This window comes from Rhizocola hellebori (assembly GCF_016862955.1).
GTDB classification, from domain to species: Bacteria; Actinomycetota; Actinomycetes; order Mycobacteriales; family Micromonosporaceae; genus Rhizocola; species Rhizocola hellebori.
The window spans coordinates 1-14,366 of the sequence record NZ_BONY01000074.1 but is presented as its reverse complement, the minus strand read 5'-3'; the positions used below and the strand labels follow the sequence as shown (position 1 = coordinate 14,366).

Sequence of the window (14,366 nt, the reverse complement as noted above, 5' to 3'; positions counted from 1 at the left end):
CAGCTACTAGTGATCAATATATCCAGATCACTCTATATCGTCCTATCCGGAACGTCCACCTTGGAGAATCGCGGAGAGCACGACCTGGCCGCGGGGGGAGAGGCGGTAGCCGATGTCGAGGCTCTCGGTGAGGCCGAGCTCCTTGAGCCGTCGCACATAGCGCTTGAAGACCAAGGTTTCCCAGCCGACCGACTCGGCCAGATCGGGTGCCCTCACCGCGGGCCGCTCGGCGATCAGCCGCAGGAACCGCGACGTCCACGGATCCTTGCCGGAAGACCGGTCCATCGCGGCCAGCCGGTCGACGATGGCAGCGATCTCCACATCGGACAGATCATCGTCGGCGCGCAGCGCGATTCGCGGGTCGGCGCCGGCCGGGCGCAGCTCGATGCGGAAGATTGTGCCCTGCGGCTTGCGGTTGAGGAAGTCGTGCAGCGCCTGACGGGAGCCGAACCCGGCGAGCTTCGCCTGCCCGGCAGTGACCGAGCTGAGCTTCACCGACTCCACCGAGGTCACCTCGACCAGCCCGATCGCCGTGCGCAGCTGGGTCCCGGCCTTCACCCTGGCCCTGTCCCAGCGGCGGAAGGCCAGCGTGACCTCTCCGGCCGCGATCGCGGTGAGAGTCGGCATCGGGATCAGCATGGTGCGAAATCGTAGTCACGGCACCATGGCCTCGATCAGGTGGGGACCCGGCTCCGCGAGCACGCCGGCCAGCTGCGCGGCGAGATCGTCGGCGGTGGCGGCCCGGGTGGCGGGCACCCCCATCCCCCTGGCCAGGTGGACGAAATCGAGGCCCGGCAGGTCGAGCAGGGCCCTGCTGCGCTCGCCGCCCGCCGCGCCGACCCGGCGCAGCTCCATGCCGAGGATCGCGTAACTGGCGTTGTGGAAGATGACCGTGGTGACGTTCAGCCCTTCCCGGGCCTGGGTCCAGAGTGCTTGCAGCGTATACATCGCGCTGCCGTCGGCTTGCAGATTGAGCACCGGCCGGTCCGGGCAGGCGATCGCCGCTCCCGTCGCCACCGGCATCCCCTGCCCGATGGCGCCGCCGGTCAGGCTGAGCCAGTCGTGCCGCGGGCTGCCGGCGGTCGCGGCGGCCAGGAACCGGCCCGACGTGATCGCTTCGTCGACCACAATCGCGTGCCGCGGCAACAGCGCGGCGAGGACCGCGGCAGCGGTCTGGGCGGTCAGCTCCCCGCTGGGTAACCCGGCCTGGTTGTCAACGGCAGCAACGGGTTTCGCCCGTGGTGCCACCAGCTCGGCGAGCTGGGCCAGGGTGGCGGCATTGCCCAGATCGTGCACCGTACACCCGGCGGGCACCAGGTCGCTGGGGCTGTCCGGGTAGGCGAAGAAGGTCACCGGTGCGCGGGCGCCGGCCAGGATGAGGTGCTGCGTGCCGGCGAGCTGGGCCGCGGCGGCCTGGCCGAGGTAAGCGAGCCGGTCGAGGTGCGGGATCCCAGCGCCGCGCTCGTGGCGGGCCGGGGCGTGCTCGGCCAGCAGCCGCGCCCCGGTTGCCTGGGCCACCCGGCTCGCTGCGGTCAGGCCCGGCGCGAGCAGCGCGTCACCGCCCAGCAGCAGCAGGCAATTCTGCTGCGTGCCCAGCAGCTTGGCGACCGCCTCGGCCCGGTCGGGGTCGGCTGAAGCGGGCGACGCCGGGGTGACCGCGCCCGGCGAGGCCCCCGGTGACCAGCACACGTCGGCGGGCAGGATCAGCGTGGCGATCCGGCTTCCAGCCGGGTCCCCGGCGGCCGGCCCGAGGCTGCACCCGACAGCTTCGGCGGTGAGCGCGCCGGCCTGCGCCGCGGTCAGCGCCCGACCGACCCATTTGGACACTGTGCCGGCCATGGCCGCGATGTCCGACTGCAGCGGCGCGTCGAAGCGCTCATGGTAGGTGGCATGGTCGCCGATGATGTTCACCATCGGGGTGCCCGCCCTGCGGGCGTTGTGCAGGTTGGCCAGCCCGTTGCCCAGCCCCGGGCCCAGATGCAGCAGGGTGCTGGCCGGGCGCTGCGCCATGCGCGCGTAGCCGTCCGCCGCCCCGGTCGCGACCCCTTCGAACAGGCACAGCACGCCTCGCATGGCCGGCACCGAGTCCATTTCGGCGACCAGATGCATCTCGGAGGTCCCCGGGTTGGTGAAGCAGACCTCCACCCCGCCCGCCACCAATGTCCGCAGGATCGCCTGTGCGCCGTTCATGGCTCGACCATACGAGAAATTCGGGTTGCCCCGACGTGTCGAAATCGCGCTCGCGGCTCCGTCCTAAGGTAGAGGCCGGTGAGACGGGAGCTGAGATGACCAAGTATCTGCTGACGGTGAACTATGACGGCGGCGCCATCGACACGCCGATGGACCAGTGGGAGCCCGAAGAGGTCAAGGCGCACATGGACTACTACCGTGCGCTGCTCAAGGAGCTGGCCGACAGCGGTGAGCTGGTGGACGACCAGGCGCTGACCGGGCCTGAGCTGGCCAAGATCGTGACCAGCGACGGGATGACCGCGCCGGTCATCACCGACGGCCCGTTCGTGGAGTTCAAGGAGCTGCTTGCCGGGTACCAGCTGGTCGATGTGGAATCACAGCAACGCGCCATCGAGATCGCCGCGAGGATCTCCAGCGTGCCGGGGCCCAAAGGGGTGCCGCTGCAGCAGCCGATCGGTGTGCGGCGGGTGATGACAGCCTGCGACTTTCAGGTGCTGACCCCGGAGCCGTGACCCCGGAGCCGGCCTTCGACAACCTGCTGCGCGACCTGGCGCCGCAGGTTCTTGGCGTGCTCGTGCGGCGGTTCGGCGACTTCGACGCTGCCGAGGACGCGGTCGGCGAGGCCCTGCTTTCGGCGGTCACCCACTGGCCACGCGACGGTATCCCGGGCAACCCGCGGGGCTGGCTGATCCAGACCGCTTCCCGCAAGCTGCTCGACCACATCCGCAGCGAACAGGCCCGCCGTCGCCGCGAAGACCTCGCCGCCGTGCAGGACTCGGCGATCGCGCAAGCCGAGCCGTCGGGCCGGGACGACACGCTGATCCTGCTGTTCATGTGCTGCCATCCGGCCTTGACCCCGGCCTCGGCGATCGCGCTGACCCTACGGGCGGTCGGCGGCATGACCACCACCGAGATCGCCAGCGCGTTCCTGGTGCCGGAAACCACGATGGCGCAACGGATCAGCCGGGCCAAGCAGCGCGTCAAGGCCTCCGGGGAGCCGTTTCAGATGCCCGACAGCGCACAGCTGCCGGAGCGCCTGCGATCCGTCCTGCACGTCCTCTATCTGATTTTCAACGAGGGGTACGCGGCCAGCGCCGGCGAGAACCTGCACCGCACCGAGCTTTCCGGCGAGGCTATCCGGCTGACCCGGATGGTGCACCGGATGCTGCCGGGCCACGGTGAGGTCGCGGGTCTGCTCGCGCTGATGCTGCTCACCGATGCGCGGCGGCAGGCCCGGACAGGTGCCGGCGGAACCCTGATCCCGCTTGACGAACAGGACCGCACGCTGTGGGACAGGGCGCTCATCGAGGAGGGGACCGCCCTGATCAATGCCACCATCGCCGATGGCCCGATCGGCGAGTACCAGCTGCAGGCCGCCATCGCCGCGGTGCACGCCCGAGCCGAGGGCTACCAGGACACCGACTGGCCGCAGATCCTTGCCCTGTATGCGGTTCTGGACTCGATGACCGGCAACCCGGTGGTCGCCCTCAACCGTGCGATCGCCGCGGCCATGGTGCACGGCCCGGCCGAGGGGCTCAGGCTGCTCGACGCTCTCGACGAGCGGCTGGCCGCACATCATCGGCTCGACGCGGTGCGCGCGCACTTCTTCGAGATGGCCGGCGACCTGGAAGCGGCGATCAGGCACTACCGCGCCGCGGCCGCCCGCACGGCCAGCGCCCCCGAACAGCACTACCTGCTGGCCAAGGCCGCGCGGCTCGCCGCCAATTCGGTCGACGCCGATTAGCTGGCCGCTCTAGGGTGTCCGCATGCCGGATGCGATCTTCGAGGAGCCTCGGCTGGCTCAGGTCTACGATCCGCTCGACCCGGACCGCAGCGATCTTGAGGGGTATGCCGCGATCGCGGCCGAGTTCGGGGCCGGCAGCGTGCTCGACATCGGTTGTGGGACAGGCACTTTCGCCTGTCTGCTGGCCAACCGCGGGTTGACCGTGACCGGAGTCGATCCAGCACGGGCCTCGCTCGACGTGGCGCGGGCCAAGCCCGGTGCGCAGAAGGTGACCTGGATCCACGGCTACGCCACCGACGTGCCGCCCATACAGGTGGATCTGGTGACGATGACGGCGAACGTGGCGCAGGTGTTCCTCACCGACGAGGCTTGGCTCGCCACGCTGCGCGCGGCGCATGCGGCGTTGCGTCCGGGTGGGCGGCTCGTCTTCGAAACCCGCGATCCTGCCGCGCAGGCGTGGCTGACCTGGACTCGTGAGGACTCCTACGGGTACACCGACATTCCCGGCATCGGCGGGGTGCACAGCTGGGTCGAGCTGCTCGAGGTCAGCGGCGATCTGGTGACCTTCCGCGGGATCTGCCAATTCGACTCGGACGGCGCTGAGCTGGTCTCCGATTCCACGCTGCGCTTCCGCGGCCGCGATGAGGTGACCGCCTCGCTGGCGGCTTGCGGCTTCGCGGTGGAAGAGATACGTGACGCGCCGGATAGGCCCGGCCGGGAAATGGTCTTTGTGGCGGGGCGGGTCACACCCTGAGGCGCTCAATTCCAGCGCGTGGCGGAGTGGTCACGCGCTGGAAGGTTAGGGCAGGTCCGCCCGCTTGACCGATCCGACGGTGATCTGGGGTGCCTACCATCCAAACGATGGAAGACGACGGCTTTTGGCTTTACATTGAGCACCTGCGGGCACGGGCCGAAGGCGTCATTCCCCTGATGCGCGTCCTGTTGCGGCGCCATGTGGTGGAAATGGGTGACCGCGAGCTGGCGGGCTTCGCCGACTCGTACACGGCGATGCGGGATCAGGCGAATTGCTGGCCGCTGGTGGAAGCGGTCACCGTGGCGTTCGGCTACTGCAGCGACGACACCTTCTCCGACGTGCAGGACTGGCTGATCTGCCAGGGCGAGCAGGTCTACCAACGCGTGGTGGCCAACCCTGACCTCCTTGTGGAGTTCGTCGATCCGGCCCGCGAGAACGCGTTCGGCGAAGCCGAGCTCTTCGGATGGCCCATTCAGGAGGAGCTGGGCAACCGGCCGGAAGCCGCCAAACTGGTCGAATACCAAGGCAACCGGGCACTGCCCTACGGCGTGCGAAGCGACCTCGGCGACGCCGAGTCGGTGCAGGCGAGGTATCCGCGTTGCGCGGCCGCGCGGGAGCAGTACCTCAACAGCCACCTGCCTTCCATCGCGTTGCCCGAACCCGAGCACAGCCTGGCGAACCCGACCCGAAAACTGACCCTGGGAGCGACCTGGCACTCGCGCCGGCAGTAGCAGCGAACTACTTGTCGGGATCCGGGTTGCCACCGACCAGGTCGCGCAGCTTCTCCTGCCGCGCCGAGTAGCGCTCACCGAAGCGGTGCTTGGCCCGTTCCAGCTTGTGGCCCGAGTAGCGGCGGCGCGCCCACACCGAATTCGGTTTGGCGAGCCTGATGGCGCCGACCGTGGCCACGAAAGGGACCACGATGCCGATCATCCCGGTGGCGAGTTTGCCTTTCAGGAAACTGATGGCGGCCGTGCAGAGGTGCAGCGCAAGCACGGCGATGTAGACGCCGAGGGTCTCCGAGCCGCGTTCCGACCCGATCGCCGAGCCCTGGATGAGCAGCACCGAACCCAGCGCCGCGCCGATGAGGATGGCATCGATGGACTTCTGGCCCTCCCGGCTCCAGTAGACGTCGTCGAGATGAAACCAGAGCGCGAACTCGTCGAGAGTCAGCGCTGCGCCCGCACCGAACAGCGCGCCGAGCACCTCGCCCCACGGCGATTCAGGGTTGAAACGGAACTCCAGCAGCCCCGTGATCAGCACGAGCAGGATGCCCCACACCTGATGGTGGATGTGGACACCACCGATGTAGACGTTCTTGAGCCCGCCCGCTTCGGTCGGCGCCGCATCGGCCTGTGCCGCTTCGGCGGCCTTCTTGCCACGGATGCGCCGGGTGATGCCGCGGGTGACGATGAAGGTGACCAGGAAGCCGAGCAACAGCCAGAGCGCGGCGGCGCGGCCGGTGTCGACCAGAACCCTTTGGTACCAATCAATGATGTCGCTCATCCGGCGGGCCTCACCCTGGCGTCGGTGACTTCGCCGAAGCCGGCCAGGCCGACAGCACCGGCCACGGCGAGCAGGAATCCGGCCACGGCCACCGGGGCGAGGCCCGGGCGGGTCCCGTCGCCGAGCAGCCAGACGCCGAGCACCGCCGGGATGGCGGTCTCGGTGACGACAACGGCCGCGGTGACGGTGGTGACGGCGGCCTGTTGCAGACCGGCCGCGAAGCATAGGAAGGCGACGCCGCCGGCGATGGCCGCCGCGTAGGTGGCCGGGTTGGCCAGCAGCGCCATCGGATGCAGGTCGGGTAGGCAGCGCACGCCCAGGGCGAGCACGGCGAAGCCCAGGCCCGCGGTCAGGCCGAGCAGCGGCCCGCGCAGCCGTTCAGGGGCGCGGGTGGCCAGCACCCCGGCCAGGCCCAGCAGCACGGCGATGACAAGCAAACCCACCCGCCAGGAGAATCTGACCGTGGCCGTGGACTCCCTCCCGGCCGAGATGCCCAGCAGCGCCAGCCCGGCACAGACCGCGGTGACCGCCGACCATTGCAGCGTGCTCAATCGCAGCCCCAGCACCGGGATCGCCACCACGGCGGTGACAGCGAGGTTGGCGGCCAGCGCCGCCTGCACCAGGTACAGCGGAAGAACGCGCAAAGCGTAGAACTGACAAGCGAATCCGAGGAGGTCCAAAACGATGCCGACCAGAAACGGGCCCTGCGCCAGCACCCGGACCAGGCGGCGCGGATCGACCGGGCCGCCGTGCGCGGTGCGCCGGGCGGCGACAGCCTGAAGCACCGAGGCCACGCCATAACAAACCGCCGACGCGAAGGCGGCGATGAGCGGCAGGGCCATATTTTGACGGTACGCGGCCAATCGCCCAGATAATCGCTAAACGCCCTGTTCAGCGATCTCGAGTTGGCGCGCGATGAAGCCCTCGAGACGCATGCGCAGCGACGCCGGCTCGGGGCTGTCCAATGCCGCGGCGGCTCTGCGCGCGGCCAGCGCCGCGAGGCGGCGGGAGAACAGGGGCAGCAGCGTCTCGTCGTCGAAAGCCCGCACCTCGCGATAGCCCGCGAGGAAAGCCTCATAGCTGGCATGGTGTTCCGGCGTAGGCCGGCCGGTGCCGCCGGTCAGGTCGCGCAGTGCGAAAGCGATGTCGGCCGCGAACCACGACAGGCCCGCATCGTCGAAGTCGTAAATGGTGGGTTCGCCGCCTTCCCAGGCGATGTTGTCCAGCTCGAAGTCGCCATGGGTGAGACCGAACTGGCCGGTATCCCGCGGCAGGTGGGCCAGCGCCGGATCCGAGACGAGCTCGGCGCCGGCCAGCGGCACCGGCGGGGGTGTGGCATGAAGCCGGGCGAGGGTGGCACCCCATCGCCCGGCCAGCACCGGGGTCAGCTCCTCGCTGTCGATCGGGGCGCCGGGCGCCCGCCGCAGCAGCGCCGCGTTCATCACACCGAGCCGGGTGGGCACCGCGGCGGCAAGCTCACCCGAAGCACAGGCAACCGGCGCGGCCACCGGCAGCCCGAGCGCGGCAATCGCGGCGACGAGCCCGGCGACCCGGCGGGTGTCGGCCGCCGAACGGCACGACTCGGGCGCGAAGCGCAGATAGCCCAGGGAAGTGGCGAAGACGTGGCTCGCGCTGGAACGCCACCAGCGGGCCGCGCCGGGTGGCAGCGCCCACGCGGCGGCGACGGCATCGGCCACCGGCGAACACCATTGCTCGTCAACGGTGCGCTGCAGAGCGTCTATCTCGGACAGCGGGAGCATCGAAGGCAGCGTGCCCGCAGACGTGGGGGCGGCGCAACCGAATTCGGTTACGCCGCCCGTTTTCCAATGGGCCGGCTAGCCGCCGGTGATGGTGAACTGCGTTCCCGGCTGAAGCAGGATGTTGCCGTCGGCCGAGTTGGTGATGGTGACGTTGGTCAGGTTTGCGCTGCCGCGCGCGCCCGACATCGCCAGAATCCCAGCACCGTTGTTCGACTTGTCGATGCGGACATTGGTGATCGCGACGCCGGGCATGCTGCCGCCGCCGGTCTTGAACTGGATGCCGTCATAGGTGGAGTCGAAGATGTCGGTATCGCGGATGGTGACACCCGTGATGTCCCGGCCCGACGCGAAAAGCGTGATGGCGCCGAACTCCTGCGCTTCGTTCCAGAAGACGCCGCCACAACGGAAGAGCGCGTTGTTGGCCACCAGCGTCGTGCCGGAGAACGGCAGCGGGGAGTGATCGGTGGCCAGCATGATGCCGGGATAGTTCATCGTGTCGTAAATGAGGTTGTTCTCGATGGTGTTGCCGTAGCCGCCGTAGATGGCCACGCCGTTGGCGCGCCACGGAAGCTGGATCGTGTTGTTGCGGAAGTGGTTGTCGTGCCCGATGTCGACCGCCTGATCCTTGACGAAGGTGCTCGCCCACACCGCCAGCGCGTCATCGCCGTTGGTGCGGAAGGAAGAGTTGAAGACGGTCGAGTTGCGCGTGCCGTTGGAGAAGTTGATGCCGTCGGCGTAGGTGTCGCGGATGCGCACGCCGGTGAACTCGAGCCCGTCGCCCGGGTTCCAGTAGGCGGGGGTGTCCGAGTAATCCCGGCCGACCCACGCGCCGACGTTGGTGTGCTCGATCCACACGTTGGTGATCTTCGTGTTGCGGCCGAGCCGGCCGTTGATGCCGTGGCCGCGGTTGGCCCGGTTGGTGGTCATCCCGAAGATGGCCAGATCGGAAATCTGCGTGTTGTCGTCGATATCGAAGCCGACATTGCCCTCGTGCGGGTGGTTGATGTTGCCGACCACGTTCTGCGGCTCGGTGTTGGTGTAGAGCTTCGTGTGCCACATTCCCGCGCCGCGGATGACGACGTTTCGCAGACCCTTTTGGTTGTACTGGCCGCGAGTCGGATCAGGGGAGAGGATCTTCTGTTCCTGCCGCCACTGCCCGGCCGGGATCCAGACGCAGCTGATGACACCGTTCTCGTCATCGGTCACGGCGCGCTGGATCGCTGCGGTGTCATCGATTCCGTCGTTGGCGACGGCGCCGTAGGACGTGATCGAGGTGCACCCGGCCGGCTGGCTCAACGGCCCGGCCACCTGCTCGAGATCGATCATATCGATGATGTAGAAGGAAGCGGTGTCGCCCGAATCGCGCTGGAGCTTGAACCGCGTACCCGCCGGATAGCTTGTCGAAAGCAACGCCTGTGACTCGTCGAACAACCGGCGGGCGTTGGCCTGAGGCGAATTCGACAGCCCTTCGGTGTCATCGGTGGTGCCGTAGAGCCAGCTGTTGCGCGACGAAAGCGTGATCTTGCGATCGAAGGTTCCGTTGATGTACAAGGAAATCGTGGCCTCGATGCCGCCGCCGGAAGCCGAGTCGGGGATCGAGTTGCGCACCACGATGGAGTTGGCCTGATTCACCGAGGTGAACTCGACGAACTGGCCGGAGCTGTTCAGCCGCACCGACTGGCGACCCGAGGACTCGGTGGCGAAGTTGGTGTGCCCGAAGGTGCGCAGCGGGTCGGTGGTCAGCAGGGTGCCGTTGTGGCTGGCCGCCTCGGCCTCGTAGGAGACATAAGGCAGCGCCGCCCCACGACCGACCACAATGGACTGAGCGAACGAGTTGTTGCTCTCGTTGGTCTCGGCCACCACGTTCGTGGCGTCGGCGGTGGCGGTTATCGTGGCCCCGCCGGCCGTGGCCGTCCAGCTGCCGGCGATGGCCACGTTGACGGTGGCGCCCGCCGAGATCGAGGTGGTGCTGGTGTTCAAAGTGGTGCTGCCCACGGTCACCCGGGTCGTGGTGGAAACCCCGGAGGGCTGGGTGCCGCGGTTGTTCACCGCCACGATGAAGGTGACCGCCTGACCGGCGGCCGGGTTGGGCGGGTTGGCGGTGATGCTCAGCACCTGCAGATCCGGCCCGGGCGCCTGCGCCACCAGCATGACTCCGCTTGCGGTGAAGGCGTTGTTGGCGTCGTTCTGCTCGATGACGGTGTTGGTCGGGTCGACCACCGAGGAGACGGTGTAGCTGCCCATCGGCCTGGTTCCGGCGTTGAACGAGACGTTGGCCGAGGCGCCGGCGGCCAGCGCGCCGACGTTCGCGGTGCCTACCACCGCGCCACCGAGGTTGAAGTTGACCGTCGTCGCCGTGGAGGCCGCTGTTCCGATGTTCTGCACGGTGGCGGAAAGGGTGATCGCGCTGGTCTCGTTCGGCGAGGCGGGTGCCCACGTCGTCGAGGTGATCACCAGATCCGGGTTGGGCGCCGGGGTGCCGCAGACCTCGATCTCGGCCACCTGTGCCCCGGGCGCTCCGGTGTTGGAGTTGAAGCGCAGCCGCACCTCGGCCGTGGCCGCGGTGACCGGAACGTTCACCACATTGGTGCCCTGGACGAACTGGTAGCTGGCCGCCGCCACCAGGCTGGTGAAGGTGCTCGACGCCTGGTCCCGGCCGAGGATCTGGAAGTTCTGGGTGCGCGTGCCCCAGGCTGGATCCGGGTTGAGCTTCACATTGACCGCGGTGACGTTGTAGTTCGCGCCCAGCGTGACGGTCAGGTCCTGCGGGTAGACCGCGGAACCCTCCCAATAGGTGGTCAGCGAGCCGTCGACGGCGTTGGCCGGGACGAACGTGAACGTCGAGCCGGTGGCCGTCACGGGTTTGCCTTGCGCCACATTGGTACAGCCCGGTGGCTGGGATCCTTGGCGGGTCACCGTGTTGCTGTTGCCCGACAGGTTGCCCGCGCCGTCACGCGCCCGCACGAAGTAGGAGACGGTCGCCGTGGGCGGCTGAGTGTCCTGATAGGACAGCACGGTGCCCAGGGTCGCGATCAGGCTCCCGCCCCGGTACACGTTGTACCCGGCCAGCCCGCTGCCGCCGGTGTCGGTCGAAGCGCCCCAGGTGAGGGTGATGGTGTTGCCCGAGGTGCTCTGGGACAGCGTGCCCGGCACCGTGGGCGCGGTGCCGTCGCCACCTGTCCGGGTCACCGTGTTGCTATTGCCCGAGACGTTGTTGGCGTTGTCGCGCGCCCGCACAAAATAGGACACCGTCGCCGTCACCGGCTGGGTGTCGTTCCAGGTCGTCACATTGCCCGTGGTCTGGACGAAAGCGCCGTCGCGGAAGATGTCGTAGCCCTGAATCCCGCTGCCGCCCGCGTTGTCGGTGGAGGCGCCCCAGGTGAGCGTGATGGTGGTCCCCGAAACGGTGTAGGACAGGGTGCCCGGCACGCTCGGCGGCGTGGTGTCCGGCGCGCCCGGACGGTTCACCGTGTTGCTGTTGCCGGAAACGTTCCCGGCGTTGTCGCGGGCCCGGACGAAGTAGTTCACCGTCGCGGTCAGCGGCTGCGTGTCGGCCCACGTGGTGACCAGCCCGACGGTCGCGGCGAGGGTGCCGTTGCGGAAGATGTCGTAACCGGCCAGGCCACTGCCGCCCGCGCCATCGGTCGACGCGCCCCAGTTGAGCGTGATGGTGGTTCCGGCCTGCATGAACGACAGCGTGCCCGGGATGCTCGGCGGCGTGACATCCGAGCCGGTGCCCGGACCGTAGATTTCGACCTCTGACAGCTGCCCGGCCGGCCATACGCTGTTGGCGGTGATGTTGACCCGCACGTAGCGGGTGGAGGTCTGGCCGAAGGTGATGGTCACCGAGTTCGCGTTCACGGCCGGGTTGAAGGTATAGGTCGCCGACGCGACGATGTCGGTGAAGGTCGACCCGTTCGTGCTGCCTTGCAGGCTAAGGGTTTGGGTACGGGTACCCCAGCCGGAGCTGGGCAGCTTGAGCACGACCCGGCTGATCGTGGTCGGCGCGCCGAGATCCACGGTGAGCCACTCCGGGAACGAGTTGTTGGCGCTCTCCCAATAGGTGCCGGCGTTGCCGTCGACCGCTCGTGCCGAGTCGTAGACGTCGGCGTGGCCGCTTTCGGTGGTGGGCCGGCCCTGGGCGAGGTTGGTGGTCGAGCTGGTGACGCCGTAGATCTCCAATTCGGACAGCTGCGCGGCCGACCAGCCGGTGTTCGCGCTGATGCTGACCCGCACGAAGCGGGTGGAGGTGGCCGGGAAGTTGATGGTCACCGCATTGCTGGTGGCCGGGTTGAAGGTGTACGCGGCCGAGGCGACGATGGCGGTGAACGCGCCGCCGTCCGGGCTGCCCTGCACGGCGAGGGTCTGCTGGCGAGAACCCCAGCCGGCCGGCAGCTTGAGCACCACCTGGTCGATGCTGGTGCTGGCGCCGAGGTCGATCTGGGCCCACTGCGGGAAGGCGTTGTTGGCGCTCTCCCAGTAGCTGCCCTGGTTGCCGTCGTTGAGGTTACCGGCCCCGAAGGCGCCGTTGACGGTGCTCGCGGAGGCCGGCTTGCCGGGCGCGAGATTGGGGCCACCGGCCGCGTTCGCGACGGGCGCCCACCCTACGGTGGCGATCACACAGGCCGCGACCGCGGTCGCGGCCATCGCCTTGATCAGATTTGTTCGTCTCATCACTGTCCTTGTCGCTGAGGGACGTCGCCACGCATCTGCCAGGGAGCTGGTGCGGATGCGGGCGCGGGGAACGGCGAAACGGGCAGGTGAGCGGCCCTGCAGAGTACTTGCGCGAGTTAACGACAAAAATCAACGTTGCTTTGTCGAAAACTTGCACTACTTTGGCCAGACGTTACCGACGTGCTACGGGCGCGTCAACACTTCGACCACCGTGATTAGGTAACTTGTCCGCCCACTGGTACGTCAGGCCTAGTGACGCGGCCACCATCGACGCCGTAGCGTGTCGCTGTGCTGACGGGGAGGTAAGGTCCGTCAGCACAGCAGCTTGCGATCGTTTGGAGGAGGGCGCATGTCCCAAGCCAAGGAGCAGCCCGCATCGCGCGACGACATCGCGCGGCCGGGCTTCGAGGGCGCCCTGCGCGGTTATGACAAACGACAGGTGGACGAATACGTCAGCCAGGTCGAAGGTCAGCTCGCCGCCATGATCGAGGAGCGCAAGCGCGGCTTCGTCCAGATTCAGGAGCTGGCGCGGCAGCTGCAGAAGCTTCAGTCCGAGCTCGCCGAAATGCGCCAGCGCCCAGCGCAGGTCGAAAAGGCGTCCTTCCGCCACCTCGGCCCGATGGTGGACCAGATTCTGGCCCTGAGCGAGAAGCAGGCCGAAGCCATCACCGCGAGCGCGGTGGAACAGGCGGCGCACCGTCAGGCCAAGGCGGACAAGGCGCTCGTCGAGGCGCGGGAGCAGGCCGACGAGTTGCGCGCCGCGGGCGAGGCCGCCCGGGAACAGGCGGAGCAGGAAGCGGCTCGGATCGGCGAGCAGAACACGCAACAGGTAGAGAAGGCGCGCGCCGACGCCGAGACCCTCATGGAGAACGCGCGTAAGCAGCTACAGCAGGAGATCGAAGCCGCCCGGACGCAGACCCAGGAAGAGCTGGCCCAGTGGAAGGCCGCCGCCGAGCAGGAGATCGCCGAGCTGCGTAATCAGGTCAACCAGAAGAACTCGGCGCTGGCGGCCGAGGCGCAGCATTACGCCTCCGATCTGCGCCGGCGCGCGGAAGAGGCGGCTGCCGCCCACCAGCAGCAGCTCACCGTCGTGCAGCAGGAGATCCAGGCCCGGCGACAGGTCGCCACCCAGCTGCACAGCGAGCTCAACGCGGCCCAGCAGCGGCTGATGCAGGCCCGGCAGGAGGGCTCGGCGGCCGGTCAGGAGCTGCACCAGTTGCAGGAGCGACTCGGACTTGTCAACCAGGAGCTGACCAGTCAGCTCAACCGGCTTGAGGACGCCAAGCGTCACGCCGACGCCGCCGAACGGCACGCCAAGGAGGTCAGGGCCCGAGTGCAGCGCGAGGCGGAACGCGTCGCGAACCTGGCCGCCGCCGCGGTCATGGCCGCCGCCGCCCGCGGCGCCGAGACCGGCGAGTACCCGCAGGTGATCATGGCCCAGAACGTTCCCGGCCAGCCCCTCGGAGCCCAGCCCACCCCCGGCCAAACCGAGCAAACCCCCACCGCCGCAGATACTCCGGCCGACCCGGCCCACCAAGCAGAGCAAGCAAACGCCGGCCACTCCCACTCCGGACAGGCGCACGCCGGGCACCAGGCCGAGCAGACCCGCCAGGCCGAGCAGACCCGCCAGGCCGAGCAGACCCGCCAGGCCGAGCAAGCCCGCCAGGCCGAGCAAGCCCGCCAGGCCGAGCACGGGCACCAGCTTGATCAGGCTCGCCAGGCCGAGCATGCGCACCAA

Annotated in this window: 11 protein-coding genes; 5 read left to right on the top strand and 6 right to left on the bottom strand. The window is 68.7% G+C overall.

Annotation, left to right across the window (positions count from 1 at the left end):
- Nucleotides 1-42: 42 nt before the first annotated feature.
- Both Rhe02_RS38525 and Rhe02_RS38520 read right to left on the bottom strand, forming a co-directional pair.
- On the bottom strand, nucleotides 43-639 hold the full coding sequence (locus tag Rhe02_RS38525; protein WP_203913426.1) for an ASCH domain-containing protein: 597 nt from the start codon (nucleotides 637-639) through the stop codon (nucleotides 43-45).
- Between the two features lie 15 nt (nucleotides 640-654).
- Nucleotides 655-2,190 (bottom strand): acetolactate synthase large subunit, encoded by a 1,536-nt coding sequence (locus Rhe02_RS38520; RefSeq protein ID WP_203913425.1) that lies wholly within the window; start codon nucleotides 2,188-2,190, stop codon nucleotides 655-657.
- A 95-nt stretch (nucleotides 2,191-2,285) separates the two neighbouring features.
- On the opposite strand from Rhe02_RS38520, the gene Rhe02_RS38515 reads away from it, so the two are divergent.
- The 4 genes from Rhe02_RS38515 to Rhe02_RS38500 all read left to right on the top strand — a co-directional run bounded on the left by Rhe02_RS38515 (nucleotide 2,286) and on the right by Rhe02_RS38500 (nucleotide 5,419).
- Nucleotides 2,286-2,702: a YciI family protein gene (locus Rhe02_RS38515; protein ID WP_203913424.1), complete on the top strand. Its 417-nt coding sequence runs from the start codon at nucleotides 2,286-2,288 to the stop codon at nucleotides 2,700-2,702.
- Complete coding sequence (locus Rhe02_RS38510; protein ID WP_203913423.1) at nucleotides 2,699-3,934, top strand: RNA polymerase sigma factor; 1,236 nt, start codon at nucleotides 2,699-2,701, stop codon at nucleotides 3,932-3,934. The genes Rhe02_RS38515 and Rhe02_RS38510 overlap by 4 nt, the downstream gene beginning before the upstream one ends.
- Nucleotides 3,935-3,956: 22 nt before the next feature.
- Nucleotides 3,957-4,688 (top strand): class I SAM-dependent methyltransferase, encoded by a 732-nt coding sequence (locus tag Rhe02_RS38505; RefSeq protein ID WP_203913422.1) that lies wholly within the window; start codon nucleotides 3,957-3,959, stop codon nucleotides 4,686-4,688.
- Between the two features lie 107 nt (nucleotides 4,689-4,795).
- Nucleotides 4,796-5,419 (top strand): DUF4240 domain-containing protein, encoded by a 624-nt coding sequence (locus tag Rhe02_RS38500; RefSeq protein ID WP_203913421.1) that lies wholly within the window; start codon nucleotides 4,796-4,798, stop codon nucleotides 5,417-5,419.
- 7 nt (nucleotides 5,420-5,426) lie between these two features.
- Here the strand turns inward: Rhe02_RS38500 and Rhe02_RS38495 are convergent, their stop codons facing one another.
- From Rhe02_RS38495 to Rhe02_RS38480, 4 genes are all read right to left on the bottom strand, one after another.
- Complete coding sequence (locus Rhe02_RS38495; protein ID WP_203913420.1) at nucleotides 5,427-6,194, bottom strand: hypothetical protein; 768 nt, start codon at nucleotides 6,192-6,194, stop codon at nucleotides 5,427-5,429.
- A complete protein-coding gene (locus Rhe02_RS38490) occupies nucleotides 6,191-7,036 on the bottom strand; it encodes a hypothetical protein (RefSeq protein ID WP_203913419.1) in 846 nt (281 codons plus the stop codon). Before Rhe02_RS38490 ends, Rhe02_RS38495 begins: the two co-directional genes overlap by 4 nt.
- Nucleotides 7,037-7,072: 36 nt before the next feature.
- The gene (locus tag Rhe02_RS38485) at nucleotides 7,073-7,954 is read right to left on the bottom strand and encodes a phosphotransferase enzyme family protein (RefSeq protein ID WP_203913418.1); all 882 of its coding nucleotides are present in this window, start codon (nucleotides 7,952-7,954) and stop codon (nucleotides 7,073-7,075) included.
- 75 nt (nucleotides 7,955-8,029) lie between these two features.
- A complete protein-coding gene (locus tag Rhe02_RS38480; protein ID WP_203913417.1) occupies nucleotides 8,030-12,628 on the bottom strand; it encodes a galactose-binding domain-containing protein in 4,599 nt (1,532 codons plus the stop codon).
- A gap of 349 nt (nucleotides 12,629-12,977) precedes the next feature.
- On the opposite strand from Rhe02_RS38480, the gene Rhe02_RS50655 reads away from it, so the two are divergent.
- On the top strand, nucleotides 12,978-14,366 hold a 1,389-nt coding region (locus tag Rhe02_RS50655; RefSeq protein ID WP_203913416.1), incomplete at its 3' end, for a DivIVA domain-containing protein.

Excerpts from the sequence above, each read along its gene's own strand:
- Rhe02_RS38495 (WP_203913420.1), bottom strand. The coding sequence starts at position 6,194 with ATGAGCGACATCATTGATTGGTACCAAAGGGTTCTGGTCGACACCGGC.
- Rhe02_RS38490 (WP_203913419.1), bottom strand. The coding sequence starts at position 7,036 with ATGGCCCTGCCGCTCATCGCCGCCTTCGCGTCGGCGGTTTGTTATGGC.
- Rhe02_RS38485 (WP_203913418.1), bottom strand. The coding sequence starts at position 7,954 with ATGCTCCCGCTGTCCGAGATAGACGCTCTGCAGCGCACCGTTGACGAG.
- Rhe02_RS38515 (WP_203913424.1), top strand. The coding sequence starts at position 2,286 with ATGACCAAGTATCTGCTGACGGTGAACTATGACGGCGGCGCCATCGAC.
- Rhe02_RS38525 (WP_203913426.1), bottom strand. The coding sequence starts at position 639 with ATGCTGATCCCGATGCCGACTCTCACCGCGATCGCGGCCGGAGAGGTC.
- Rhe02_RS38520 (WP_203913425.1), bottom strand. The coding sequence starts at position 2,190 with ATGAACGGCGCACAGGCGATCCTGCGGACATTGGTGGCGGGCGGGGTG.
- Rhe02_RS38505 (WP_203913422.1), top strand. The coding sequence starts at position 3,957 with ATGCCGGATGCGATCTTCGAGGAGCCTCGGCTGGCTCAGGTCTACGAT.
- Rhe02_RS38500 (WP_203913421.1), top strand. The coding sequence starts at position 4,796 with ATGGAAGACGACGGCTTTTGGCTTTACATTGAGCACCTGCGGGCACGG.
- Rhe02_RS38480 (WP_203913417.1), bottom strand. The coding sequence starts at position 12,628 with ATGAGACGAACAAATCTGATCAAGGCGATGGCCGCGACCGCGGTCGCG.